Here is a 26,067-nt window from a genome sequence, read left to right on the forward strand (position 1 = left end):
AGCCAGACGGCGGAAGCGCTTATTGTTTTTGTTGTTGCTCGCGTACTGCGGTACGAGCGTCTCGCATGTATTACAACCCTGAGGCGACAGGCTCACAAAGCCCTGGCTGCACAAAATTAGGTACTTTTTTGCACTTGCTAAGGACGTGAGTCCCGCTAGCGGATGGCCGTCGCGGCGAAACGAGACCCGCTAGTAACGCCTTATCAGCGGGGGCTTTGATCCGTTTGATTGGTGTCAGAGCTGAGTCTTAGACGGGAGGACGGCGGCGGTTTAGTCGCGCAAGAAAGCGTATTAGCCAGCGAGGTTCTGCTCGGTTAGCCGTTGTTCGACCAGCCGCCGGTAGCAAGACGGTGTCATGCCTTTGAGTTGCTGGAAGCGACGGTTGAAGTTGGACAGATTATTGAAGCCCGATTCGAAACAGATGTCCGTCACCGGCTTGTCCTGATCGAGCAACAATTCGCACGACTTGCTGATCCGTAGACTGTTGACGAATTCGACGTAGCAGCGGCCGGTCGCACGCTTGAAGAATCGGGAGAAATACGTTGGCTTCATGCCGAGGTGGCTGGCGACCTCTTCGAGCGGTAGCTCGCGCATGTAATTGTCGAAGATGTAATTCACCGCCATGTTGGTTCGATCGGCGTGATGCTCGTCGCTCAGCTGCGCAGAGGTTGCTCCTGACAGGAGCTGGTAATCGTCGCAGCGAGCAAGCAGCTCGAGCATGATCAGGAAGTAGCCGAGGCGAGTGGCGCCACTGCTGTCGGCGATCTGCTGCATCAGTTGGCGCGCCTGCAGGATGGTGTGTGGGCAGCGAAACTCGATGCCATAGCGAGAGCGCTCAAGCATCGGTGTAAAGCTGCGAAGCTCCGAAAAGACGCTATGACCCGCCTCGAAAATTTCGTCAGTGAAGTTCACCAGCATGTCGCGCTTGGCGACCACTTCGCCTTCCTCCATCTGGCTGATCCAGTTGTGCGGCAGGTTGGGGCCGGTCAGAAACAAGCTGTTTGGTACGAAATTACCGACGTAGTCGCCGACGAATACCTTTCCAGAACTCGCGATGATCAGGTGCAGCTCATATTCCTTGTGGTTGTGCCACCGCACCAGTGGGCATGGGAAGCCATGCTCCCGATAGATCAACGAGTTGCCGTGATGATCGTCCATCAGTTCGTATGAGGGGTCGGCGATCTTTAGCGTTTTCATGCCTGGTTCCGTCGTCCTTATTGTTGTCCCCATGGGTTATAGACGCTCATGACCAAGAGGCCAACCGTTCAGGCAATTTCGTATCGGTAGGGTAGGTCTGGACCCCGCCGGGAACAGGTGATCGCGGCGGCCCGGGTTGCAAACAGTAACAGCGCCTGCAGCTGCTCGCGGCCGATGGTTGCCAGTGTTGAAGCGGTATCCAGCCCGTGCGTGTGGAGATAACTCAGCAAGGCGGCCTGGAAGGTGTCACCCGCTCCCACGGTATCGAGCACCGTAACGGCACTTGCGTCAGCGTGGAGCGCGCCATGACGTCTGCTGAACAGGTCGGCACCGTCGCCGCCACGCGTCAGAACAACCAGCTCGCAAGACCCGTTCAGCCAGCGTTGAGCCACGTCTTCCGGTGCTTCGTCGGGGTAAAGCAGCGTCAGGTCTTCATCACTCACCTTGATCAAGTGAGCAAGCTCGGCGAATGCCTCGATCCGTTCGCGCCAGCGGGCCAGATCCGGCTCGACGTTGAGGCGGATATTCGGGTCGAGGGAGATCAGCCGACGTCCTTGTTCGCGGCGTATCAATGCCAGCAATGTGTCAGCGATTGGCGCAACCACCAGCGCGTAGGAGCCGACGTGTATGCCGCGGATTTCATCAGTGAGCGGGGCGAGATGCGCATCCTGAGGGAGGCGATCAGCGCAGCCTTCTCCCCGGAAGCTATAGACAGGGGAGCCGTTAGCGCCGAGGGCGACCATTGCAAGCGTTGTGGGGGCATCGAAGTCGACCAGAAAGCGCCTGTCCACATGTTCCTCTTCGAGCACCCTGCGCAGCTGCTGGCCGAAAGGGTCGCGCGATATGCCGGTGAACAGGGCTGACGGCGTTCCCAACCGGGCGAGCCCCACCGCGACATTGAACGGAGAGCCGCCTGCTACGGCTTCCAGGCTCAGTCGATTGAGATGGCTGCCAGCCGGTGATGCAAAAACGTCAAACAAGGCTTCGCCGCATACGAGATACATGGTCGTGTCCACTGGGGGAGATGCCTTGAGCTTAATCGCGGGCAATGCGACACAACAGTACACAGGGCGCTACCGACCGATACGATATTGCACAGCGCGTGACTCAGTCAGTAGACCCAGACTTCAACGCGGCGATTCTTGACGCGGCCGCTTAAAGTATTCGAAGCGACTGGAAGTTCGTCGCCTAATCCGTTGATTTCCTTTACAAGAATTCCGCCGCGCGCGAGCTCACGGCGTACCGCCATTGCACGAAGCTTGGAGAGCAAGGCCGTACGGGCCGGATCGCCTCGTGCATCGCCGAAGCCCACCAGCACTGCCGAATGCATCGTCTTGTCAGTGTGCTGCAGGTAGTCGATCAGACGGCTGAGATCCCGCAGGGCTTTGTTGTCCAGACGGGCGCTGCCCTCGTCAAACCGAAAGTTGACGGTCAGGCGCTGTGCCTGGCTGGCGAGCGCCTGGTATGACGGCGGCATGCTTGGGCCTGCGGTCATCCCTATCGCCTCGATTGCCTGGCCGATGTAGCCTGACTTGGCCACGATGGCTTGCCCGGCCGTGCTGTGAACAAACGCGAGGAACGCTTGGGTCCAATCAGACTGCTGCGTGGGATTGGCATAGAAAAACAGGCGCCGTGACAGGGGGTAATCTTCGGTCGCGACCAGCGCGGTAGAGGGCAGCATCGGGTTGGAGTCACCATCAGCAATGGCCAATGCCTTCGAGCCCCCAACCGAGGCGAGGCCAACAAAGCCGAGCGCGCCGGGACGGGCGCTGATCATCTTCGACAATTGGTCATTGGACTCGTAGCGTGCAGCGCTCGCGGCGAGCGTCTTGCTTTGTGCGGCGAGCACCAGTTCCTTGAACGTATCGTAGGTGCCGGACTGATCATCACGCGCGTGTATCTCGACCGCGAGATCGTCGCCGCCCAGCTCTCGCCAATTTGTAATCTCGCCGGCAAACAGGCCGGCAACCTGCTCGACGCTGAGCGAAGTGATCCGGTTGCCGGGGTGAACAATGATCGCCAACCCATCGATGGCGATGATTTGCTCAGCCGTTGCGCTACGAAGATCGCCCAGTCCGGCAAGGCCATCCAACTCGCTGCTCTTGATTGGGCGCGAGGCAGCCGCTAGATCGGCAGAACCGTCTTGCAGTCCGGAGAAGCCAGTACCGGTGCCGTGAGCCGCGATCAGGGCACGCAGCGTGTGTCCGGACGTGTCGATGGCGCTGACGACTTGCTCGTTCGCGCGACCAGCCGGCGCAATGCGTACCGACCGCAGCCCCTGTGCTTCAAAGAGTCCGGCAACCAGCATCGGGGCCAACTTTGCGCCTACGGTGTTCGAACCCTGTATGCGCAGCACCGGGCCGTCATCCGCAGGCAGTGCCGGCATGGCGCTGAATGCCGGAGCCGCACCGATCCAGAACAGGCCAAGCAATGCCGAGCGCAGCACCCGTTTCCCTAAGGTGTCTGCAGACGCAGAAAATGCCATGCGGTGAATCTCCCTTTCAAAGAAGCGGGGAGATTAAGACGCTTTGTTTACGGTTATGTGACGACGGGCCGGTGCCACGCGGATATCGGCGTGAATTCTCGAATTGGCAGGCGGCCCGAGCCATGGTCTCAACTCAGCGCGATCCAGACCGGGCAATGGTCCGACGGTTTCTCCATGCCCCGGATGTCATAGTCGACCCCGCAATCCACGACGCGCTGATGCAAGCCGGGCGTGGTCAGGATCAGATCGATACGCAGGCCTCGACGCGGCTCATCCTCGAAGCCGCGGCTGCGATAGTCAAACCAGCTGAAGCGATCAGCGACCTCCGGGTTGAGCGTACGGAAGCTGTCCTGCAGGCCCCAGTTCTTCAGCCGCGCCAGCCACTCTCGTTCTTCGGGTAGAAAGCTGCACTTGCCGGTGCGTAACCAGCGCTTGGCGTTCACCTCGCCGATACCGATGTCGCAATCTTCAGGCGAGATATTGAAGTCCCCCATTACCGCAACCGACTGATCGGGCGTGAAGCGTTCTTCGAGCAAGGCCTGCAGATCGGCATAGAACTTGGTCTTGGCGGGAAACTTGGTGGGGTGAATGCGGCTTTCGCCCTGCGGGAAATAGCCATTCATGACAGTCACCGGGTGGCCGTTGCCATCGGCGAAGCGGCCCCAGATGAAGCGTTTCTGCGACTCTTCACCATCGCCTGGGAAGCCTTTGTGGATTTCCAGAGGGGCCTGCTTCGAGAGCAGTGCGACGCCGTAGTGACCTTTTTGACCATGAAAGTGGACGTGGTAGCCGAGGGCTTCGATCTCGGCCTGAGGAAACTGCTCGTCGGCGACTTTGGTTTCCTGCAGCCCGATAACGTCCGGTTGGTGCTTTTCAATAATCGCAGATAATTGATGAGGTCTCGCTCGCAACCCATTGATATTGAATGAAACAAGCTTCATGGATTCAGGCTCCGGCAAAAGCGCAATTCTAAGCGCTCCCTGGGGGTGGGCGCGAGCCGTGTACCCCCGCCGCGGCTAACGCTGTGTTCATGCGGCGCGACCGCGATACGGGTGCTAACGTGAAACCAGCCTTGCTTGAGAAAACAAACAATAAAAGAGAACCACCATGCCGATGCCTGCCGAAGTACGAATGCTGGACAATGGTTACGCCCGGGAAGCGCGATCACTGCTGTATAACGCCTACCGGCACGAACCCACCTTTGCCTATCTGTTCGAAGCCGACCGGCCCGGGTACGACCAACGGGTGCGCGCCACCGTTCGCGAGCTGGTCAATCAGCACTTGTTCCAGGATCAGCCCGCGCTGGGGTTGCTGGTCGAGGATCGACTTATCGCGGTCGCTCTGATCGCACCACCCCAGCGCCGGCTTGATGTGACAGAGAGTTGGGCCTGGCGGATGCGCATGTTGCTGACCGCGGGCTTTCGCTGCACGCGGCGCTACCTTGATTATCACGCTGCGGTTCTTGGATGCCTTCCACCCGGGGCTTTTCATGTACTTCCGCTGATGGCTGTCCACCCGAAATTTCAAGGGCAGCACTATGGTGAGCAGCTGCTTGAAGCACTGCATAACTGGTGCGCTGCGGACACCACTTCGCAGGGTCTGGTAATCGATACGGGCAACGCTCGTTACCTGCAGTTCTATGCGCGGCAGGGCTATGAGGAAGTCGGTCAGGTGGCTATCGGGCCGGTGGTCGAGCATGTGTTCTTCCATCCCTCGCCGCAGCACGTCGAAGCCAATAGCGGTTAACGGGCGAATTTTGCCTGCCACCGACAGTCCAATCGGTGGATGTCTGAAGAAGTGCTCCAATGCCCTGCCTGATGCTGTATGTACCGCGCAACGCGCCCCGATGCCAACCCGAGCGTCGGTGGCTGCCGTGCTAGCATCGCTCGCCATGCGCCTATCATTTTCAGGTCGGATTGTTCCGGCCGGCCTTGCCGTGTTTGCCTCAATGCACGTTTGCTCAGCGGAACTCGATGTCACTGTCGAGCCGTCCAACCGGGCATTGCGTGAGAACGTCGAAAACTACATCGGCGACTTGGGTGATCGTAACGAGCAGGAGTTGCTGCGCTATAGCCGTATCGCCCAGGAACAGGCGGAAAAGGCGCTGCAGGCGCTGGGTTATTACAACGGTGAAATCGAATCGCAAGTCAGCGGGGGTGAAGACCCGCGGCTGACGCTGCGTATCGAACCTGGAGAACCGGTTCGGCTGGCTGACATCACGGTGCGGGTGGACGGTCCGGCCGCTGAGTTGAGCGCGTTTCGTGTGCCGCGTAACAGGCTGAAAACCGGTGACGTGCTCAACCATGGCCAGTACGAAGACGTGAAGCAGCAGATCCTTAATCAGGCTTCGCGCTACGGCTTTTTCGATGGCCGATTCACGCGGCAGCGGCTGGCTATCGATCCCGCCGCCAATACCGCGGATGTCGAACTGGTATTCGAAAGTGGCCCGCGGTACAGGTTAGGCGATGTGGGATTCGACGGTGATTCACCCTTCGATCCGGATCTGCTGGATCGCATGGTGCCGTTCGACGCCGGCACGCCGTATGACTCAGAGCTGGTGGCTGACCTTAACCAGGCGATGCAATCCAGCGGCTATTTTGAGGGTGTCCGGGTCGACGCCAACCCGGCTAACGCCGAGCAGCTGAGCATCCCGGTCACGGTGCAGCTGACCACACGCGACCCAAGAACGCTGGGGCTAGGCCTCGGTTATTCCACTGATGTCGGGCCGCGCGTGCGCCTTGATTTTCTTCGGCATTGGGTGAACCCGCAGGGGCACAGCTACGGTATCGAGTCAGAGCTTTCGGCGCCGCGGCAGAACATCGGGCTATGGTACGACGTGCCGTTGGATCCACCGCTCACCGAAAAACTTCGGTATGCCGCCGGCTATCAATACGAAGAGTTGGGCGACAAGGACAGCCTGAGCCGATTGCTCACGGTCGGCCCCGAATGGCATCGCAAGTTACCCAGTGGCTGGAATCGGGTATGGGCGCTGAAGTGGCGGCATGAGCAGTACGAGCTCGGCGATGATACGGGTGTTAGCACGCTGCTGATGCCGGGGGTCGCCTATAGCTATCTGCGCAGCGACAACCGCATTGATCCCAGCCGCGGGTATCGCCTGGAGTTCGAGTTGGCAGGCGCGAAGGAGGGCCTGTTGTCTGATGCGAACCTGATCCATGCGAACACCACGGTCAAGGGTTTGATCACCCTCGCTGGGCGCCACCGTTTCCTGGGGCGCGTTGAGGTGGGGGGCAACTGGACTAACGAATACACCAACGTCCCGCCGTCGCTTCGCTATTTCGCAGGTGGCGACCAGAGCGTGCGTGGCTACGACTACCAAAGCCTGTCGCCGACTAACTCTGACGGCGACAAGATCGGTGGCCGCTATCAGTTGGCGGTCAGTGCGGAGTACCAGTATTCGCTCACCGACAAATGGCGCGTGGCGACCTTCGTCGATCAGGGCAACGCCTTCAACTCGCTTGAGCTGCCTTCTCTGAAAAGCAGCGTCGGGTTGGGGGTGCGCTGGGTTTCGCCGGTGGGGCCGATACGTGTGGACTTGGCTCACCCCCTGGACAGTGAAGGTGGTGTACGGCTCCATTTCTCCATGGGGCCGGAGCTTTGAAGCGAACGGTGAAGATCTTGGGTTGGCTGCTGTTGGGCCTGCTGACTCTGACGCTTCTGGCTATCCTGGCCGTTGCGGCGGTACTGGGCACAACCTCGGGCAGTCGCTGGGTTCTTGGGATGGTTCCTGGTGTGCAGGTCGATCAGTTCGAGGGAAACCTCGGTAGCACGTGGCAGGCGCAGCGATTGACCTGGGCGCAGGAGGATCGTCGAGTCGAGGTCAGTTCGCCGCGAATGACATGGTCGCCGTTCTGCCTGCTGCGCATGACGCTTTGTATAGAAGAGCTCGCTGCTGAACGCATTGATCTGCAGTTCCCGCCGACACCTGACGATGCCAAACCAAGCGAGCCGTTCAGCCTGCCCGACGTCAACCTGCCGCTCGAACTGCAAGTCGAGCGAGTCGAGATCGGCCAACTCCGGCTAAACGATGTAGAGCAGCTACAGCACCTGGCCTTACGCGCGGATTGGCGCAAGGAGGGGCTCGACATCAAGACTTTCGAACTGCGCCGTGATGACGTCTCGCTGGAGATGACCGGACGCTTGCAGCCGAGCGGCGACTGGCCGCTGAAGCTGGCCGGCAACGCAGCGCTACGATCTCCTGATGAACAGCCCTGGGCGCTTAGGATCGCGGTCGACGGAGAACTGCGCGAGCACCTGATGCTGAACGTCGAGAGCCAGGGCTATCTCGATGCCACCCTTGGCGGCCGGATACGCCCGCTGGAGCCGGAGCTGCCAGCCAACCTCGTGCTGGTCGTGGAGCGTTTCAAGGCAGCTGCAGCGCTGCCGGATGCACTGCGCCTCGATACGCTTGAATTGAAAGCAGAGGGTGACCTCGAGCGCGGCTACGCGCTGAGGGGTAACGGCAGCCTGCAAGGCGAGGGCGGGGCAGTCGGCATTGTCTTGGAGGGGGCGGTCGATGCCGAGCAAGCACAGGTTGACTTACTGCAGCTAGATGCAGGCGAGGGGCAACGCATCAGTGTTAACGGACAGGTCGGCTGGCAGGACGGTTTGCGGGGCGAGGCAGACCTGGCCTGGCGAGAATTCCCCTGGCGGCGGCTGTATCCAGAGGTAGACGAACCGCCTGTAGCGCTGCGGACGCTGGATGCCCAGGTGCAATACGACGACGGCAACTATCTCGGTAATTTCGACGCAGCGCTGACCGGGCCCTCTGGCTATTTCACACTGCAGAGCCCGGTCAGCGGCGATCTGGAGGTGGTGCATCTGCCGCAGTTGGAGCTGCGTGCGGGACAAGGCAGCGCAGCGGGCAACCTGAGTGTCGGTTTTGCCGATGGCATCGATTGGAACACCACGCTGAATCTGAGCGATTTTGATCCATCGTATTGGGTCGCGGAATTGCCTGGCCAACTCGGCGGCACGCTCAGCAGCCGCGGTGACATGCGCAATGAGCAACTGCGCGCCGAGACGCGCCTGGCGCTTAACGGCACATTACGCAAGCAACCGCTGAATCTGGAGCTGGAGGCGAGCGGGCAGGACACTACCTGGGATGTACCGCGAATTGACCTGCGGCTAGGCGACAATCGCGTCCAGGGCAACGGGCGCTGGGCCGAATCGCTGCGGGCCAGCCTGCAGCTCGACCTGCCTCGTCTGGCGCAACTCTGGCCTAACCTGCGCGGCCGACTGGCCGGCGACCTCAGCCTGGCGGGCACACCGCAAGCGCCTCAGGGCGAGCTGTCGCTTGAAGGCAGTGGACTCGAATTGCAGGACAACCGCTTGGCGAATGTACAACTCGCGGCGAGCCTGGAAGACGGCGAGCGTGGCCAGCTGCAGCTCACAGCTGACGGCCTGCAGGCAGGTGAAACCGAGCTGGGCCAATTGCAAGTACGTGCCAACGGGACTCAACAGACGCATCAGGCCACTATGAGCGTGCAAGGCCCTTTGCTGGACTTATCCCTGGCGCTGAACGGTGGGTTGGATAACGGAGATTGGCGGGGACGCTTGCTAAGCGCAGCGTTCGAAGCCAAGGAACAACAGTGGTCGCTTCAACAACCCGCAACGCTTGAGCGGCTGGACAGCGGCCGGATCAACGTGGGTGCGCATTGCTGGGGATCAGGACCTGCCACGCTTTGTGCAGAGGACCAGCGGCTTCTCCCGGACCCGCGGCTGCGCTATCGACTGCGAGATTTTCCTCTGGAATCACTGGCTGCTTATCTACCCGACAATCTTGTGTGGCAAGGCGAGGTCGATGCTGATCTGTCGCTCGATTTGCCCAGCGCCGGCCCCAGCGGGCGCATACGGGTCGATGCAGGGCCTGGCACATTGCGTATGCGTGACGGTGAACAGTGGCTGGACTTCCCTTACGCAACACTGGCGTTGAATAGTGAGCTGACACCGCAACAGGTTGACAGCCATTTGCGCTTCGAGGGTGGTGAGCTGGGCGAGCTGGACGTGCGCCTTCAGGTCGATCCCAGCACTGAGGCAAAGGCCATCACGGGTGCGTTCCGCTTGACCGATTTCGATCTATCCGTCGTCAGGCCCTTCGTTCCTCAGATCGAGCGGCTGGACGGGCAGCTGAGTGGACGGGGCGAACTGTCGGGCAGCTTGCAGCAGCCACTTATCAATGGCGAGCTGGTGCTGAGCGATGCCGAGATCGCGGGGAGCGAGCTGCCCGTGAGCTTCGAGCAGCTTCAGGTTCGCGCCGTTATCGAAGGCGAGCGCATGCAGATCGAGGGTGACTGGCGCAGTGGTGAGTACGGGCGAGGCGAGATTGACGGCACGCTCGCTTGGCGTGATGCGCTGGACCTGAACCTGCGTGTGAAGGGCAGTCGGCTGCCGGTCATCGTCGAGCCTTACGCTGAGCTGGAAGTCGAGCCGGATCTGAGACTGGCGCTGGCGGACGACCAGTTGGCGGTGAGCGGCAAGGTGCGGGTACCGCGCGGCGACATCACCGTTCGCGAGCTGCCACCGTCGACCGTCAGGGTGTCCGACGATGCTGTGATCGTTGGTGAAGAGGCCGACGAAGCACAGACACCATTGGTCATTCGCATGGATATAGATGTCGAGGTGGGGCAGGACCGGCTTCGGTTCTCTGGCTTTGGCCTCACCGCGGACCTGGCGGGCTATCTTCATATCGGTGATGACCTAGACACCCGAGGTGAGCTCAATCTGAACAATGGCCGATACCGGGCGTACGGCCAGCGCCTGACTATTCGGCGTGCCCAGCTGTTGTTCACCGGTGTGCTGTCGCAGCCATTTCTGAATATTGAAGCCATACGGCGGATCGAAGCCGACAACGTAATTGCAGGCCTGCGCATCACCGGCAGTGCTGAACAACCGAGGGTCGACGTGTTCGCCGAACCGGCGATGAGCCAAGAGCAGGCGCTGTCGTATCTGGTGTTGGGTCGGCCGCTCGGCGCCGATACCGGTGACAACAACATGTTGGCGCAGGCTGCCCTGGGGCTCGGGCTCGCCAGCAGTTCGTCGGTTACCGGCAACGTTGCGCAGCGCCTGGGTATTCAGGATTTTCAGCTCGACACCGAGGGCCGTGGTACCGAAACCAGCGTCGTCGCCAGCGGACGGCTGACTGACCGCCTGACGCTTCGCTACGGCGTTGGGGTGTTCGAGTCGGCTAACACCGTCGCGCTGCGTTATCAGCTTACCAAACGAATTTTCCTCGAAGCGGCGAGCGGGCTCGCCAGTTCGCTGGACATTTTCTACCGACGAAATTTCTAAGCTGACCGCTCTGCTGAGTTCTCCTTAAACAATTTCTTCAAAGCGCTGGCGCAGATACAACGCTGGGCTACGCTGATGGCCTTACGTAACCGGCAATCGAGGCACAACCAACAGTGGCTGGCGAGTCATTTTCGGGGCGCACAGACGTCATGCAAACCGGGTCGCGCCAACGGCTTTCGGTGGTGGTAGGATCGCCCGGTCGCTCCTTGCGCGGCGGCTGACGCAAGGCTCTAGCATGAGTTTTGCAAGTGGTCGGTGGTGCCCAGCACATTGAAGTCGGGGGTCACGAACCGAGTCGTTCCGGTGTGGTGAAACAGGCGGTGCTGACACGCTGCGTTTACACCACCCGGCACGGGCTGCTAGGGCAAGGATGTCTAACATAATTAATAAGGGTGCCTTGAATGGAATTCCTGCAAAACCTAGTCAATAGCGTCAACGGTCTCGTTTGGGGACCGCCCATGCTGGTGCTGATTCTCGGCACTGGCCTGTTCCTGATGGTGATGCTCAAGTTCATGCCGCTTTTGCGCATAGGCACCGGTTTCGCACTGATTTGGCGCGGACGTGCAAAAGGCGACGAAGCAACGGGCGAAATTAGCCCGTTCCAAGCGCTGATGACCTGTCTGGCTGCGACGGTCGGTACGGGCAACATCGCGGGTGTGGCCACAGCGATCTTTCTCGGTGGTCCGGGTGCGCTGTTCTGGATGTGGTGTACGGCTCTGGTGGGGATGGCCACGAAGTACTGTGAAGTCGTCCTGGCAGTGCACTACCGCGAAAAGGATGACCGTGGCGAACACGTCGGCGGGCCGATGTACGCGATCAAGAACGGTCTGAGCAAACGCTGGATATGGCTCGGCGGCGCGTTTGCCATTTTCGGCGGTCTGGCTGGATTCGGCATCGGTAACATGGTCCAAGTGAACAGCATGGCGCTTGCGCTTGAGACCACCTTTTCCGTACCGCTATGGCTGACCGGCCTGGTCACCATGTTCTTCGTTGGCTTGGTGGTGCTTGGCGGTATCAAGCGAATCGGCGCAGTGGCCGCGGCACTCGTGCCCTTTATGTGCGTGGCCTACATCATTGCTGGCGTCACGGTATTGGTGGTGCATGCCGAGCAGATTCCTGCCGCGTTTGATCTGATCTTCACCCACGCCTTTACGCCCATTGCTGCCACCGGCGGCTTTGCTGGTGCGGCGGTGATGGCTGCGATTCGCTTCGGCGTTGCGCGCGGGATCTTCTCCAACGAGGCGGGTTTGGGCACGGCTGGTATCGCTCAGGCAGCCGGCACCACCCAGAGCTCGGTTCGCTCGGGCATGATCGGCATGATGGGTACCTTCATCGATACCATCATCATCTGTTCCATCACTGGCCTGGCAATCATCTGCTCTGGCGTCTGGACGGGCGGCGAAAGTGGTGCCGCGTTGTCTGCTGCGGCTTTTGAATCAGCGATGCCCGGTTTCGGTGGCGCACTGCTGACGATTGCTCTGGTGGTATTCGCATTCACCACCATTCTGGGCTGGAGCTATTTCGGCGAGAAATGCTGGGAATTCATGGTTGGCACCCGGGCAATATGGCCGTTCCGTGTCATCTGGGTTCTGGCGGTTCCCTTCGGCGCGATCGCTCAACTGGATTTCGCCTGGCTGCTGGCCGATACCCTGAACGGCTTGATGGCTATTCCTAACCTGATTTCGCTGATTCTGCTAAGCCCAGTGGTCGTGAAATTGACCAAGGAATATTTCGCCCGCACCCAGACCGCATAATCCATCAGGGCCGCGATTCTCGCGGCCCATGACCCTTAAAGGAGTCCGCATGACTGAGGTAACCCTCAAAGGCAACCCGATCCAGGTCGCTGGTGATTTCCCGCAATCCGGTCAGAAGGCCAAGCCCTTTAGTCTGGTTGGCGGTGATCTGGCCGATGTCACGCTGAGCAGCTTCGCTGGCAAGCGCAAGGTGCTGAACATCTTCCCGAGCATCGATACACCCACGTGCGCGACGTCGGTGCGCAAGTTCAACGCACAGGCCAACGAGCTGGCCAACACAGTGGTGTTGTGTATCTCCGCTGATCTTCCTTTCGCACAAAAGCGTTTCTGCGGCGCCGAGGGGCTGGAGAACGTGATCAACCTGTCAACCATGCGTGGCCGTGAGTTTCTTGACGACTACGGGGTACTGATCGCTACGGGCCCGCTCGCCGGCGTATCGGCTCGCGCGGTGGTGGTGCTGGACGAACAGGACCAGGTTCTACATAGCGAACTGGTTGCCGAAATCGGCACCGAGCCAAACTACGACGCGGCTATCGCCGCGCTCAAGTAGGTCAAGCTCTGTAATAGGGAAGCGGTGCAATGCCGCTTCCTTTGGCACCATAAACCGGCGACAGAAATCCTTCCCGTCTCCCGGTCCGTTTGTATTTATTCAATTGGCTCAATGGCTCCAGTACGGCTTAGCTACGGGATATCTCGCGTACTGTGACCGCCGTTGGATAAAGGTGGCGTTAGGCCAGATTTATTGGTTTGGCTACAAAATCTTTTCCTGTCGCTGCGGTCAGAGCACTTGTTACCCATTGAATGGATTCGCTTATGTCTACCTCACATACCAAGAAGAAGATCGGTGTATCCGGCACAGGGATGATTGCTCGTTGCTTCATCAGGCTGATCCGCCAGCACTATCAGGACATGGAAATCTCACGTGTCCTGACCCGTCGCCCTCTGAGTTCACTTAATGACTTTCCATTAAGCGACCGGCTCACCAACTCCATCGACCAGCTTATCGACGATGCGGACTTGATCGTCGAGTGCAGTGGTGATGTTTTTCATGGTACCGAGGTCATTGAGCGTGCGTTCGAGGCCGGGCTTCCTGTCGTGACCGTCAATGCCGAGCTGCAAGTCACGACGGGTTCCTATCTGGCTGGCAAAGGATTCATCACTGAAGCGGAAGGCGATCAGCCAGGCTCACTGGCCGCGCTGCATGAAGAAGCCATGATGATGGGCTTCAAGCCGTTGGTATACGGCAATATGAAGGGCTATCTGAACCACGACCCCTCGCTGGAAGACATGACGTACTGGGCAAAACGCCAAGGCATCAGCGTGGATCAGACCACCTCGTTTACAGACGGCACCAAAGTGCAGATCGAGCAGGTGATCGTCGGCAACGGCCTGGGTGCAAGCATTACCAAGCAGGGGCTGGAGGGCCTGGCCTCGACCAATCTCACCGAAACCGGGAATCTGTTGGGACTGATGGCGGATCGCCTCGGCCACCCCTTCGTCGATTATGTAATTCCGTCCGGCTACCCCGCCGGCGGGGTGTTCCTGGTCTGCCGACATGACGACAATCAGCGAGAGGCCATCGAATATTTCAAGCTTGGTCCAGGGCCTTATTACACCCTGGTACGGCCGTTCCATCTGTGCTCACTCGAGGTGGGTAAGACCGTGCGCCGCGTACTCAATGGCGGCGGCGTGTTGCTGAACAATTCGACTGCGCCGACCCTGGGGGTCGCTGCGATCGCCAAGCGGGCCATGCGGCCGGGTGAGCTGATCGAGCGCGGCATTGGCGGCTTCCAATTCCGCGGTGAGGCGGTAAAACTCAGCGACAACCCCGATCATGTGCCTATCGGACTGTTGCGCAAGACCGCCCTTAAGCGCGCCGTCGAACCGGGACAGATGATCACGTTTGATGATGTGGACCTTTTGCCGAGCCGGGCACTGGATATCGTCATGCAACAGCGTGCCGAGCGTAAGGCAACGGTGGTGCATACGCCGCCCGTCAGCATGGTGCCTGTCGGGATGGCCGCTGTCGGCGGCTGATCTCCATAGAGGATGACGACTGCTTGTTTGACCAGCCCGTCTGAAAAGAAGCCCCGCCGCAAAGCGGGGCTTTTTTGTGACCCGTATAGTTTGACCGTGTCGTGTCGGCCATACCGCCGGCTATCAGGCCTTCTTCATTGACCAGTAGGCCGGCTTGAACAGGTCGCGTTCACCCAACAGCACGACCCCGGCAACGAACGCGCATAACACCAGCGCGATATACAGACACAACTGAAGCAGCCCATGAGGGGCGGGCACCCAATGAAGCGCAATGGCGATCGCTGCTCCGGTGCCAACCCAGCGTACAAGCACGCGTGGCGCCAGACCTTCGGGTGATGAGCGATAGACGTACAAACCCATGAACAAGGCCTGCAAGGTCGCGCCACTGGAAAACGCAAACGCCAAACCCTCGGCACCGTACGGACCGTAGAGTAGCGCGTCGAGGCTGATCGTAAGCCCAGAGCTGACCAAGGTAATCACCAGAAACAACCGCGATTGATGTTGTGCGAGGAGGGCGCGACCCCAGAGCAGCGCCAATCCCATCGCCGGCAGGCCAAGTGCGTAGAGAATAACCAGCGAGGCCGTTGCATCGGTTTGCGGTGCGCCAAACTGGCCTCGCTCCAAAAGCACCGAGACCACGGTTTGTGGGAACGAACAGAGCACCACCGCGGCGGGCACGAGAAACAACAGGGTCGCCAGCAATCCCTTACGTATCACCGCGGCGTGGCTGTCGAAGTCATTGTCGTTCCAGCTCGAGACGAAGCGCGGAAAGAGCACCGAAAGCACCGACAACGCGTAAAGCGTGAGCGGGATCGTCACGATACGGAACGCAAACGAGAGCATCGTGATGCTGCCTTCATCCAGAAAGGAGGCGAACATGCGCTCGGCGAGGATACAGCCTTGCTGTGCGCCAGCGGCGACCAGGACCGGTGCGAAGGCCAGGCCGAAGCCGCCGCCGTGACCGGTCGTTTCGACCTTGGTGCCGCCGCGCAAGAAGCCGATGCGTCGGTGTTGCACCACAATCAACGCGAGCTGAGGCAGCAACATGCCGATGAATATCACCATGCCGGTAGGCTGAAATAGAAGGATGCCAATAATTGCGCCAGCGTTGAGTAGCACTGTCCGCGTGATCGGCAGAATGAACACATCGTTCATGTTGAGCAGCGCGCCTTGGCAATACAGCACCGCTTGAACGGCGATCAGTACCGCACCCACACAAAATACGAGCTGACCGGAAGCAACTTGTGCGTCGGTCCAGCCGGGCGCCAAGAGATTGAGGATCCAGTAGCTCGCCAGTATCGCGACGACGCTTACAGCTGCGCCCATGGCCATCACGCGCCAATAGAGCCAACGGCTGACGCTTTCGAACAGGGCTTCGGATTGGCTGCGTAACTTTTGCAAGTACGGGATCATGGCGTCGCGAAGCGCGAGGCCGAGAAAGTTCTCGAAAAACATCGGCAAGATCAGCGCGACAAAGATCAGATCTGCTTCCCAGCTCAGACCAAACGCCTTGGCGATGAACAGGTCGCGCAAAAAACCGAGAAGAAAGCTGGCGACAGTGAGCGCCAGGATGACCAGCGATGCATTCATTCCTTGATCCTGTGCAGGCCATTATCGGGCGGCCTGGTGAAAAGCGGCGTACCTGCCGGTTGCGAAGAGTCGTCAGCGGTCGTTCAGACTCGAATCGTCAGCGGGCCGGAGAACGATACATAGACTGGAACCCTCCGCCATGGTTCCAGCTCGGCGGATTGAGCGATTTGCAGGCCACGTTGGGTACGGACAAGCTCGGATACGTAAAAATGCCGTAAATCCCCTTTGCGAGCGGGTCGCGACTGCTTATGGTTCACCCTCATTTCTAGGCGAACCCAGTTCATGTCCGAGGCAAACTCTCTTTCTACCGGCTCCGTGCGGCGCTGGCTGGTTATTGGCGGCGTGATTGCTGCGATTGTGTTGCTGATCTGGTGGCTCTGGCCAACCGCGGCCGAGAAGCCACAACAGCCAGGCGGGCGCCCGGCTTTTGGCGCATTTGGTGGTCCGACACCGGTGCGGGTCGCCTCCGTTGAGCAGGGAAATTTCGAGGTCTATGCCAAAGCGCTCGGTACTGTTACGCCGTTGAATACGGTAAACGTCCGTAGCCGTGTGGCAGGTGAACTTGTTGACGTACGCTTCGAAGAAGGCCAGCGGGTCAAGGCTGGCGATCTGCTCGCGGTCATCGACCCGCGCCCTTATGAAGTAGCCCTTCAACAAGCCGAAGGTACGCTGCAGCAGAACCGGGCGCTGCTGCAGAATGCGCAAGTCGATTTGAAGCGATATCGGGGATTGTTCGCCGATGACAGCATTGCCAAGCAAACCCTCGATACCCAGCAGGCACTGGTGAACCAATACCAGGGGACCCTGGCAGCCAATCAGGCCGCGGTGAACGAAGCCAAGCTCAACCTCGAATTTACGCAGATCCGTGCGCCCATCGATGGCCGCGTCGGTCTCCGTCAGCTTGACCAGGGAAACCTTGTCGCTGCCAACGACACCACCCCGTTGGTCGTTATCACCCAGACCCAACCCATGGCGATCAGTTTTACATTGCCTGAAAGCGAATTGCCGCCAGTCATTGCGCGTTTCCGTCGCGGTGAGGAACTGTCCGCACAGGCCTGGGACCGTGGCGAGCGCATCCTCTTTGGCGAAGGCGTACTCGAAAGCGTCGATAACCTGATCGATACCACTACCGGTACGTTGAAGATGAAGGCTCGCTTCGACAACGAGGCGGAGCTGTTGATACCTAACCAGTTCGTCAATGTCCGGCTACGCGTCGAGACGCTCCAAGGCGCCATTCTGATTCCGTCTGCTGCGCTTCAATTCGGCTCACGCGGCAACTATGCCTACGTCGTGGGTGACGATTCGAAAGTCGAGCTACGGGTACTGGAAGTGGGGCCGAGCAACGGTGAGAAAACCGTCATCACCAAGGGCTTGAGCGTGGGCGAACGTATCGTGATGGAAGGCACTGATCGTTTGCGTGATGGAAGCGAAGTCGAGGTGGTCGATCGCCAGGCGCTCGCCGAAGAAGCGGCAGAGAATCCGAAAGTCGCTCCGCAGGCCGGCCGGGAGCGCCCCGCGCAATGAACATGTCGCGGCTGTTCATTCTTCGGCCAGTGGCAACCACCCTGACGATGATTGCGATATTGCTGGCAGGTCTCATCGCCTACCGCATGCTGCCGGTTTCCGCGCTGCCCCAGGTCGACTACCCGACCATTCGCGTGATGACGTTGTATCCGGGTGCTAGCCCCGAAGTGATGACCAGCGCGGTGACTGCGCCGCTGGAGCGACAGTTCGGCCAAATGCCGGGGCTGACCCAGATGTCTTCGACCAGCTCGGGCGGCGCTTCGGTCATCACCTTGCGTTTCTCGCTTGACGTCGAGCTGGACGTGGCGGAGCAGGAAGTTCAGGCCGCCATTAACGCGGGCAGTAACCTGCTGCCGAATGATCTGCCAGCACCGCCCGTCTACAACAAGGTCAACCCAGCCGACACGCCGGTGATGACGCTGGCGGTCACCTCGGAGAGCCTCGCGCTGCCGGAACTTCATGATCTGGTTGATACACGCATGGCGCAGAAGCTGGCGCAGATCAGTGGTGTTGGTATGGTCAGCATTGCCGGAGGACAACGCCCGGCCGTGCGTATTCGCGTCAACCCGGAAGCGCTGGCGTCGTACGGGCTCTCACTCGCTGACGTTCGCACGCTGGTGACCAGCTCGAACGTCAATCAACCGAAAGGCAATTTTGACGGCCCGACACGCGTGTCGATGCTCGATGCCAACGATCAGCTGAAAACCCCGGAAGAATATGCCGAGCTGATCCTTGCCTATGAAGACGGCGCGACGCTGCGTTTAAAAGATGTCGCCGACATCATCGATGGCGCCGAAAATGAACGGCTCGCCGCGTGGGCCAATGAAAGTCAGGCGGTGCTGCTGAACATTCAGCGTCAGCCCGGCGCCAATGTCATCGAGGTGGTCGAGCGCATTCAAGCGCTGCTCCCTGAAGTTACGGCCAGCATGCCGACCGGTCTCGATGTGGTGGTGCTGACCGACCGCACCCAGACCATCCGCGCGGCGATTACCGATGTTCAGCACGAATTGCTCATGGCCACCTTTCTGGTCGTGATGGTCACGTTCGTGTTTCTCAAGCGGTTGTCGGCGACGATCATCCCGTCCATCGCCGTGCCGTTGTCACTTATCGGCACCTTCGCCGTGATGCATCTCGCCGGCTTCTCGCTGAACAACCTGACCCTGATGGCATTGACCATTGCCACCGGGTTCGTGGTTGACGATGCCATCGTCATGCTCGAGAACATCGCCCGTCATGTGGAAGAGGGCGAGACGCCATTGCAGGCGGCGCTGAAAGGGGCCAAGCAGATCGGCTTCACGTTGATCTCGCTGACGTTGTCGCTGATCGCTGTGTTGATTCCACTGCTGTTCATGCAAGACGTAGTAGGGCGCCTGTTCCGTGAGTTCGCCATCACTCTAGCTGTCGCTATCCTCATTTCACTCGTGGTTTCGCTGACACTGACACCCATGATGTGCGCCAAGCTACTCAAGCCTGCCAGCGACGAGAAATCCAAGCCGGATTGGGTCGAGCGGCTGATTGGCGGCTATGCGCGCTGGCTGACCTGGGTGCTCGGACACCAGACCCTCACGCTGCTGGTTGCGGTGGCCACATTGGGATTGACGGTCGTGTTGTACCTCGCCGTGCCGAAGGGCTTCTTTCCGGTGCAGGACACTGGCGTAATCCAAGGCATCAGCGAAGCGCCTCAATCGATTTCGTTCCGCGCGATGAGTGAGCGACAGCAGTCATTGGCCCGCGTGATTCTTTCCGATCCTGCGGTCGCCAGCCTGTCGTCCTATATAGGCGTGGATGGCGACAACGTGACGCTGAACAGTGGTCGCATCCTGATCAACCTCAAGCCGCACGTCGAGCGCGACGTCACCGCAAGCCAGGTTATTGACCGCCTGCGGCCGGAGCTGGCGAAACTGCCGGGGATTGAGCTGTACATGCAGCCGGTGCAGGACCTGTCGATCGAGGATCGGGTCAGCCGTACGCAGTTCCAGTTCAGTCTCGAGTCACCGGATGGCGAGCTGCTCGATGAATGGACACCGCGCCTGGTTGCGGCCTTGCGCGAGCGTCCGGAACTGACCGACGTGGCCAGCGATCTGCAAAGCGACGGCCTGCAAATATTCCTGGATATCGACCGTGATGCCGCCGCTCGGCTAGGTATCGAGTTATCCGCGATCACCGACGCGTTGTATGACGCCTTCGGCCAGCGCCAGATTTCGACCATCTTTACCCAGGCCAGCCAGTACCGCGTTGTGATCGAGGCAGAGGCTGGCAACCGTCTCGGCCCGCAGGCCCTTGAGCAGCTGTTTGTTCAGAGCGAGGGCGGAACACCCGTACGGTTGTCGAGCCTGGCAACGCTCGAGCAGCGTAACGCTCCGCTATTGATCAACCATATCGGCCAGTTTCCGGCCGTCACGCTGTCATTCAACCTGGCCGATGGGGTGTCGCTGGGCGAAGCGGTTGAAATCATAGAAAGCATCGAAGCCGAAATCGGCTTGCCTGCTGGAATTCAAAGCCGATTCCAGGGCGCAGCCGAGGCATTCCGCGCATCGCTGTCCAGCACACTGCTGCTGATTCTGGCCGCGGTGGTGACCATGTACATCGTGCTGGGGGTGCTTTACGAGAGCTACATTCATCCGATCACGATTCTCTCGACACTGCCGTCAGCCGCGGTGGGGGCGCTGCTGGCACTATTGCTGACCGGAAATGACCTGGGGTTGATCGCCATCATTGGCATCATTTTGCTGATCGGCATCGTGAAGAAGAACGCGATCATGATGATCGACTTCGCGCTTGAAGCCGAACGTCATCAGGGCATGAGCCCGCGCGATGCAATCTACCGGGCGGCACTGCTGCGCTTCCGTCCGATTCTGATGACGACCTTGGCAGCGCTGTTCGGTGCCGTGCCGCTGATGCTTGCGTCCGGGTCCGGCGCCGAACTGCGTCAGCCGCTAGGGCTGGTGTTGGTCGGCGGACTGCTGCTGAGCCAGCTGCTAACACTTTTCACGACGCCCGTGATCTACCTGTTCTTCGACCGGCTGGGCAACCGTTTCGCGAGAAATCAAATGCCCGTACAGGACGCACGCACATGACGGCGGCAGGCGCGTCGGTGCAGCCAAGCGTCTTCATGACCGGCAATCCCTCATGAATCTGTCCGCACCCTTTATTGCGCGCCCTGTCGCGACCATGCTGCTGAGCCTGGCGATCCTGCTTTTGGGCGGGGTCAGCTTCGGGTTGCTGCCAGTGTCGCCGCTGCCGAACATGGATTTCCCGGTGATCACGGTGCAGGCCAGCCTGCCCGGGGCCAGCCCCGAAATCATGGCGTCGAGCGTTGCAACCCCTTTAGAACGCTCACTGGGCAGCATTGCTGGTGTCAGCCAGATGAGCAGTCGCAGCAGTCAGGGCCAGACGCGCATCATCATTCAGTTCGATCTGGATCGGGACATCAACGGCGCCGCCCGAGACGTACAGGCGGCAATCAATGCCTCGCGCAACCTGCTACCCAGCGGAATGCGCAGTATGCCGACCTACCGCAAGATCAACCCAGCGCAAGCACCGATCATGGTGCTGTCATTGACCTCGGACGTATTGGACAAGGGGCAGCTCTACGATATCGGCTCCACGATTCTGGCGCAGAAGCTGTCGCAGGTTCCTGGCGTCGGCGAAGTGCAGGTTGGCGGGAGCTCTTTACCCGCGGTGCGGGTCGAGTTGCAGCCACAACAGCTGGAGCAATACGGCGTGTCGCTCGACGAGGTTCGTCAGACGATCGCCTCGGCCAACGTGCGCCGCCCCAAGGGCATGGTTGAAGATGATGACCGTCACTGGCAGGTTCAGGCCAACGATCAACTGCATGAAGCAGCAGATTATCTGCCGCTGATCATTCGCTATCAGGACGGTGCAGCACTGCGCTTGAGCGATGTGGCCAACGTTCGCGATGCCGTCGAGGACCGGTACAACGACGGTTTCTTCAACAATGACCGTGCCGTGCTGCTGATCATCAACCGCCAGGCCGGCGCCAATATCATTGAAACCATCGAAGGCATTCGCAACGAGCTACCCGCGCTGCAAGCGATCGTGCCTGGCAGCGTCGAGATGGCCGTGGCGATGGATCGCTCACCCGTGATTCGCGCCACGCTGCATGAGGCTGAGCGAACCCTGCTGATTGCTGTAGTGCTCGTGATCATCCTGGTGTTTCTGTTCCTCGGCAAACTGCGGACCGCGCTGATCCCGGCGCTCGCCGTACCGGTGTCCCTGGTCGGCACCTTCGCCGTGATGTATCTGTTCGGCTTCTCGCTCAATGTGTTGTCGCTGATGGCGCTGATCCTGGCTGCAGGCCTGGTGGTCGACGACGCCATTGTGGTGCTGGAAAACATTGCGCGGCATATCGACGATGGCGTTCCCCCGATGAAGGCGGCCTATATCGGCACGCGCGAGGTGGGTTTCACGCTGCTGTCGATGAATCTCTCGCTCGTCGTGGTGTTCGTCTCGATTCTGTTCATGGGCGGTTTGGTCGAGCGGCTGTTCCGCGAGTTTTCCATCACCCTGGCGGCCGCCATTCTGGTTTCGCTGCTGGTCTCGCTGACGCTGACGCCCATGCTTTGCGCGCGTTGGCTGAAGCCCCATCAGCCCGAACACGACGGTCGCCTGCATGCGTGGAGTCACAAGGCACACCAATGGCTGTTGCGCCATTACGACCGCTCGTTGGGATGGGCGCTGCGTCATCATCGCATCACGCTATTCACCTTGTTGGCGACGGTCGGGCTTAACGTTTTCCTCTATATCCAGGTGCCGAAAACCTTTCTGCCCCAACAGGACACTGGACAGCTGACCGGCTTCATTCGGGGTGACGACGGACTGTCCTTCCAAGTCATGCAGCCGAAGATGGAGGCGTACCGCCGAGCCGTTCTGTCGGACCCTGCGGTCGAGAGCGTTGCGGGGTTCATCGGTGGGCAAGGCGGCATCAACAACGCCTTCATGATCGTCCGTCTCAAGCCCCTGGACGAGCGAAAGATCTCCGCGCAGAAGGTCATCGAGCGTATTCGTCAGAACCAACCAAAGGTGCCGGGCGGACGCATGTTCCTGATGGCGGATCAGGACCTGCAGTTTGGCGGCGGACGCCAGAGCAGCTCGGCTTACTCCTACAATCTGCTGGCCGGCGACCTGGCCGACTTGCGTACCTGGGTACCGCAAGTGACCCGGGCCCTGATGGCCTTGCCTGAACTCACCAGTATCGATGCCAACGAAGGCGAGGGCGCCCAGCAGATCAGTCTGAAGATTGATCGCGATGCGGCCAAGCGACTAGGCATCGACATGAGCACCGTCACCACGCTGCTCAATAACGCCTTCAGCCAGCGGCAGATCTCCACGATTTATGAGTCACTCAATCAGTATCAGGTCGTGATGGAGATCGACCCAAGCTATGCGCAGCATCCCGAAGTGCTGGACCAGATTCAGGTGATCACGAGCGACGGCCGTCGCGTCCCGCTGGCGGCATTTGCGCGCTACGAACGGAGCCTCGAAGAGGACAGGGTCAGTCATGAAGGTCAGTTCGCTGCTGAGAACATCGATTTCGACCTGGCGCCGGGCGTCAGTCTCGATCAGGCGACGCGGGCTATCGAGCGAGCTGTCGCGGCCATCGGCCTGCCTAGCGAAGTTCAGGGACGCCTGGGTGGCACGGGCGACGTGTTCAAGTCGACCCAAGAAAGCCAGCCCCTGATGATTCTGGGTGCCTTGCTGCTGGTGTACATCGTGCTCGGCATCCTCTACGAGAGCTACATTCATCCGCTAACGATTCTGTCGACACTGCCCTCCGCCGGCGTGGGGGCGTTGCTCGCGATCATCCTGACACGCGAGCAGTTCAGTCTGATTTCCTTGCTCGGTCTGTTCCTGCTGATCGGGGTGGTAAAGAAAAACGCCATCCTGATGATCGACCTGGCGCTGCAATTCGAGCGCAGCGATGGGCTGTCCCCGGCCGAGTCGATTCGCCGCGCCTGCCTGCTGCGTTTTCGACCGATTCTGATGACCACCATGGCCGCCATTCTCGGCGCGCTGCCTTTACTTATGGGCGGTGCGGAAGGCGCCGAGATGCGTCAGCCACTCGGCCTGGCCATTATTGGCGGGCTGATGCTCAGCCAGATCCTGACGCTCTACACCACGCCGGTGGTCTATCTCTACCTGGACCGCGCGCGGCATCGTTTCAACAGATGGCGCGGTGTGCGCACCGACGCCGCCCTGGAAAATCCGCTATGAGTACCTCACCGAAACACCCGTTGCGCCCCCTTGCCGTTGTTGTCATCGCGTTGGCATTAGGCGGCTGCACCCTCGGCCCCGACTACGAACGCCCGACACTCCCGGACGTTTCGGAATTCAAGCAGGCCGAAGGATGGAAAACCGCGGCACCGGCTGACGTTCTGCAACGCGGCGCATGGTGGGCGCTCTACGGTGACGCCGAACTGAATGCGCTGGTGGGCCGGTTGAACCTATCCAACCAGAACCTGGCGGCCGCCGAAGCACAGTATCGGCAGGCGCGCGCGTTGGTCCGTGGGGCACGCTCGCAACGCTTTCCTACCGTGGGTGCCAGCGCCGGTGCCACACGAGGCGGGCAAGGCGGTTCAACCAGCTCGGCGGGGTCAGTGGTGCAAGGCGGTTCGGGTGGCAACGGCATCAGTGAGAGCTACAGCCTAGGGCTCGATGCGTCCTGGGAGCTTGATATTTGGGGTCGGCTGCGGCGTAACCTCGAAGCCAGTCAGGCCAACATGCAGGCCAGCGCGGCGGATCTTGCAGCCGTACGCCTGAGTCTTCAATCCGAGCTGGTGCAGACCTATCTGCAGCTGCGGGTGATGGACGAACAGCAGCGGCTGTTTGACCAGACGGTGGAGGCGTTTGCACGTTCGTTGCGCTTGACCGAAAACCAGTACCGCGCGGGCATCGTTCCGAAGTCCGACGTGACCCAAGCCTTGACTCAGCTGAGAAGCACACAGGCGCAGGCCATTGATCTTCGGTGGCAGCGCGCCCAGATGGAGCATGCTATTGCGGTGCTGATTGGCGTCCCGCCTTCGGAGTTGAACATCGTTGCGCGTGAGGGCATTCCTGCGCTTCCTGTGGTTCCGCTGGCCTTGCCTACCGAGTTGCTTGAGCGGCGCCCGGATATCGCATCGGCCGAACGTCAGGTTATCGCTGCCAACGCGCAGATCGGCGTGACCGAAGCGGCGTGGTACCCCGACCTGACACTCAGCGCCAGCGGGGGCTATCGTGATAGCAGCTTCGGTGATTTGATCAGCGTTCCGAACCGTTTTTGGTCGCTGGGGCCGCAGCTGGCCATGACCCTGCTGGACTTTGGTGGCCGGCGCGCGGATCTGGAGCAAGCCGAAGCGAGCTATGACCAAACTGTCGCGAACTACCGGCAGACGGTGCTCGACAGTTTCAGAGAGGTCGAGGACAACCTGGTGCAGCTTCGTGTTCTGGCGGAGGAAGCGGTCGTTCAGCAGCAAGCGCTGGAAGCAGCTCAGGAGTCGCTGCGTCTGATCGAAAACCAATACCGGGCTGGAACCGTGGACTTTCTCAGTGTCGCCACCGTACAGACCACTGCGCTCAACAACGAGCGCACCAATCTCAGCCTGTTAGGGGATCGGCTTAGCGCGAGCGTACGGCTGATTGCGGCGTTGGGTGGTGGATGGGAAGAAGGTCAGTTGCAGACTGAGCCGGTGATGTCGAGTGAACGCGAATCGGCCAACTAGTCATCTAGCGTTCGGTGTGGCGCTGCTACCAGCGGCGTGCACGCATCTGTTTGCGCAGCGTGTTCAGTAGCAGAAAAGCGGAGAGGGGCATCGCAAGGAAGATCGCAGGAATCATCAGGAACAGGCCGTACTCGACCAGTGTGGTGACATCCGTGCCGCTGACGGTGCAGGCGTGCAGGTTCTTTATCCCTCCCAGACAGCCGAGTCGCGTGACCGCGATGGCACCCAGCTGCCAGCCAACACCGGTGTAGATCGCCGGCAGGGCGGCGAGACCGTAGCGGATCGGCCACGCCATCGCCACGCGAGTAGCGAACAAAAGCACCGGTGGCAGGACCATGGTTGTCGCAAGCAACAGCATCAATACCGGCCACATACGATCCACGTCCAAATGCTAAAAAAAACCGCGGTACATGCTGCGCATGAACCGCGGTCTGGTGAGGTCGTTTGTTCC

16 protein-coding genes are annotated in these 26,067 nt (G+C 60.1%); 10 read left to right on the forward strand and 6 right to left on the reverse strand.

Going from position 1 to position 26,067, the window contains the following annotated elements; genetic code table 11:
* Positions 1-291 precede the first annotated feature (291 nt).
* The 4 genes from K4O48_RS09815 to xthA all read right to left on the reverse strand — a co-directional run bounded on the left by K4O48_RS09815 (position 292) and on the right by xthA (position 4,623).
* Positions 292-1,197 carry an AraC family transcriptional regulator gene (locus K4O48_RS09815; RefSeq protein ID WP_222911817.1) on the reverse strand — a complete coding sequence of 302 codons (906 nt, stop codon included), beginning with the start codon at positions 1,195-1,197 and terminating at the stop codon, positions 292-294.
* Positions 1,198-1,265: 68 nt separating this feature from the next.
* Complete coding sequence (locus K4O48_RS09820; protein ID WP_222911818.1) at positions 1,266-2,201, reverse strand: carbohydrate kinase family protein; 936 nt, start codon at positions 2,199-2,201, stop codon at positions 1,266-1,268.
* A gap of 107 nt (positions 2,202-2,308) precedes the next feature.
* Positions 2,309-3,682: a substrate-binding domain-containing protein gene (locus tag K4O48_RS09825; RefSeq protein WP_222911819.1), complete on the reverse strand. Its 1,374-nt coding sequence runs from the start codon at positions 3,680-3,682 to the stop codon at positions 2,309-2,311.
* A 128-nt stretch (positions 3,683-3,810) separates the two neighbouring features.
* A complete protein-coding gene (gene xthA, locus K4O48_RS09830) occupies positions 3,811-4,623 on the reverse strand; it encodes an exodeoxyribonuclease III (RefSeq protein WP_222911820.1) in 813 nt (270 codons plus the stop codon).
* 166 nt (positions 4,624-4,789) lie between these two features.
* Here xthA and K4O48_RS09835 point away from each other — a divergent pair, with 166 nt between their 5' ends.
* From K4O48_RS09835 to K4O48_RS09860, 6 genes are all read left to right on the forward strand, one after another.
* A complete protein-coding gene (locus K4O48_RS09835; RefSeq protein WP_222911821.1) occupies positions 4,790-5,428 on the forward strand; it encodes a GNAT family N-acetyltransferase in 639 nt (212 codons plus the stop codon).
* A gap of 202 nt (positions 5,429-5,630) precedes the next feature.
* Complete coding sequence (locus K4O48_RS09840) at positions 5,631-7,301, forward strand: autotransporter assembly complex family protein (protein ID WP_260523735.1); 1,671 nt, start codon at positions 5,631-5,633, stop codon at positions 7,299-7,301.
* Positions 7,302-7,309: 8 nt separating this feature from the next.
* The gene (locus K4O48_RS09845) at positions 7,310-10,990 is read left to right on the forward strand and encodes a translocation/assembly module TamB domain-containing protein (protein ID WP_260523722.1); all 3,681 of its coding nucleotides are present in this window, start codon (positions 7,310-7,312) and stop codon (positions 10,988-10,990) included.
* Between the two features lie 401 nt (positions 10,991-11,391).
* The gene (locus K4O48_RS09850) at positions 11,392-12,744 is read left to right on the forward strand and encodes an alanine/glycine:cation symporter family protein (RefSeq protein WP_222911823.1); all 1,353 of its coding nucleotides are present in this window, start codon (positions 11,392-11,394) and stop codon (positions 12,742-12,744) included.
* 49 nt (positions 12,745-12,793) lie between these two features.
* Positions 12,794-13,294, forward strand: a complete 501-nt coding sequence (gene tpx, locus K4O48_RS09855; RefSeq protein WP_222911824.1) for a thiol peroxidase — start codon at positions 12,794-12,796, stop codon at positions 13,292-13,294.
* Between the two features lie 311 nt (positions 13,295-13,605).
* Positions 13,606-14,781 (forward strand): NAD(P)-dependent oxidoreductase, encoded by a 1,176-nt coding sequence (locus tag K4O48_RS09860; RefSeq protein WP_222912056.1) that lies wholly within the window; start codon positions 13,606-13,608, stop codon positions 14,779-14,781.
* A 123-nt stretch (positions 14,782-14,904) separates the two neighbouring features.
* Here the strand turns inward: K4O48_RS09860 and murJ are convergent, their stop codons facing one another.
* Positions 14,905-16,371, reverse strand: coding sequence for a murein biosynthesis integral membrane protein MurJ (murJ, locus tag K4O48_RS09865; RefSeq protein WP_222911825.1), 1,467 nt, complete (start codon positions 16,369-16,371; stop codon positions 14,905-14,907).
* A gap of 282 nt (positions 16,372-16,653) precedes the next feature.
* Between murJ and K4O48_RS09870 the strand changes: the two genes are divergently transcribed.
* Genes K4O48_RS09870 through K4O48_RS09885 form a run of 4 tightly spaced genes read left to right on the forward strand, consistent with a single transcriptional unit; the run spans position 16,654 to position 25,616 of the window.
* Entirely contained in the window at positions 16,654-17,895 is a 1,242-nt protein-coding gene (locus K4O48_RS09870) for an MdtA/MuxA family multidrug efflux RND transporter periplasmic adaptor subunit (RefSeq protein WP_222911826.1), read from the forward strand.
* On the forward strand, positions 17,892-20,972 hold the full coding sequence (locus tag K4O48_RS09875) for an MdtB/MuxB family multidrug efflux RND transporter permease subunit (protein WP_222911827.1): 3,081 nt from the start codon (positions 17,892-17,894) through the stop codon (positions 20,970-20,972). Before K4O48_RS09870 ends, K4O48_RS09875 begins: the two co-directional genes overlap by 4 nt.
* A 52-nt stretch (positions 20,973-21,024) precedes the next feature.
* Positions 21,025-24,129, forward strand: coding sequence for an efflux RND transporter permease subunit (locus K4O48_RS09880; protein WP_222911828.1), 3,105 nt, complete (start codon positions 21,025-21,027; stop codon positions 24,127-24,129).
* Entirely contained in the window at positions 24,126-25,616 is a 1,491-nt protein-coding gene (locus K4O48_RS09885) for an efflux transporter outer membrane subunit (RefSeq protein ID WP_222911829.1), read from the forward strand. The genes K4O48_RS09880 and K4O48_RS09885 overlap by 4 nt, the downstream gene beginning before the upstream one ends.
* Positions 25,617-25,641: 25 nt before the next feature.
* On the opposite strand, the gene K4O48_RS09890 is transcribed toward K4O48_RS09885, so the two are convergent.
* Positions 25,642-25,998 (reverse strand): hypothetical protein, encoded by a 357-nt coding sequence (locus K4O48_RS09890; protein WP_222911830.1) that lies wholly within the window; start codon positions 25,996-25,998, stop codon positions 25,642-25,644.
* Positions 25,999-26,067 lie beyond the last annotated feature (69 nt).

It is taken from the genome of Pseudomonas sp. DNDY-54, from assembly GCF_019880365.1.
GTDB classification, from domain to species: Bacteria; Pseudomonadota; Gammaproteobacteria; order Pseudomonadales; family Pseudomonadaceae; genus Stutzerimonas; species Stutzerimonas stutzeri_P.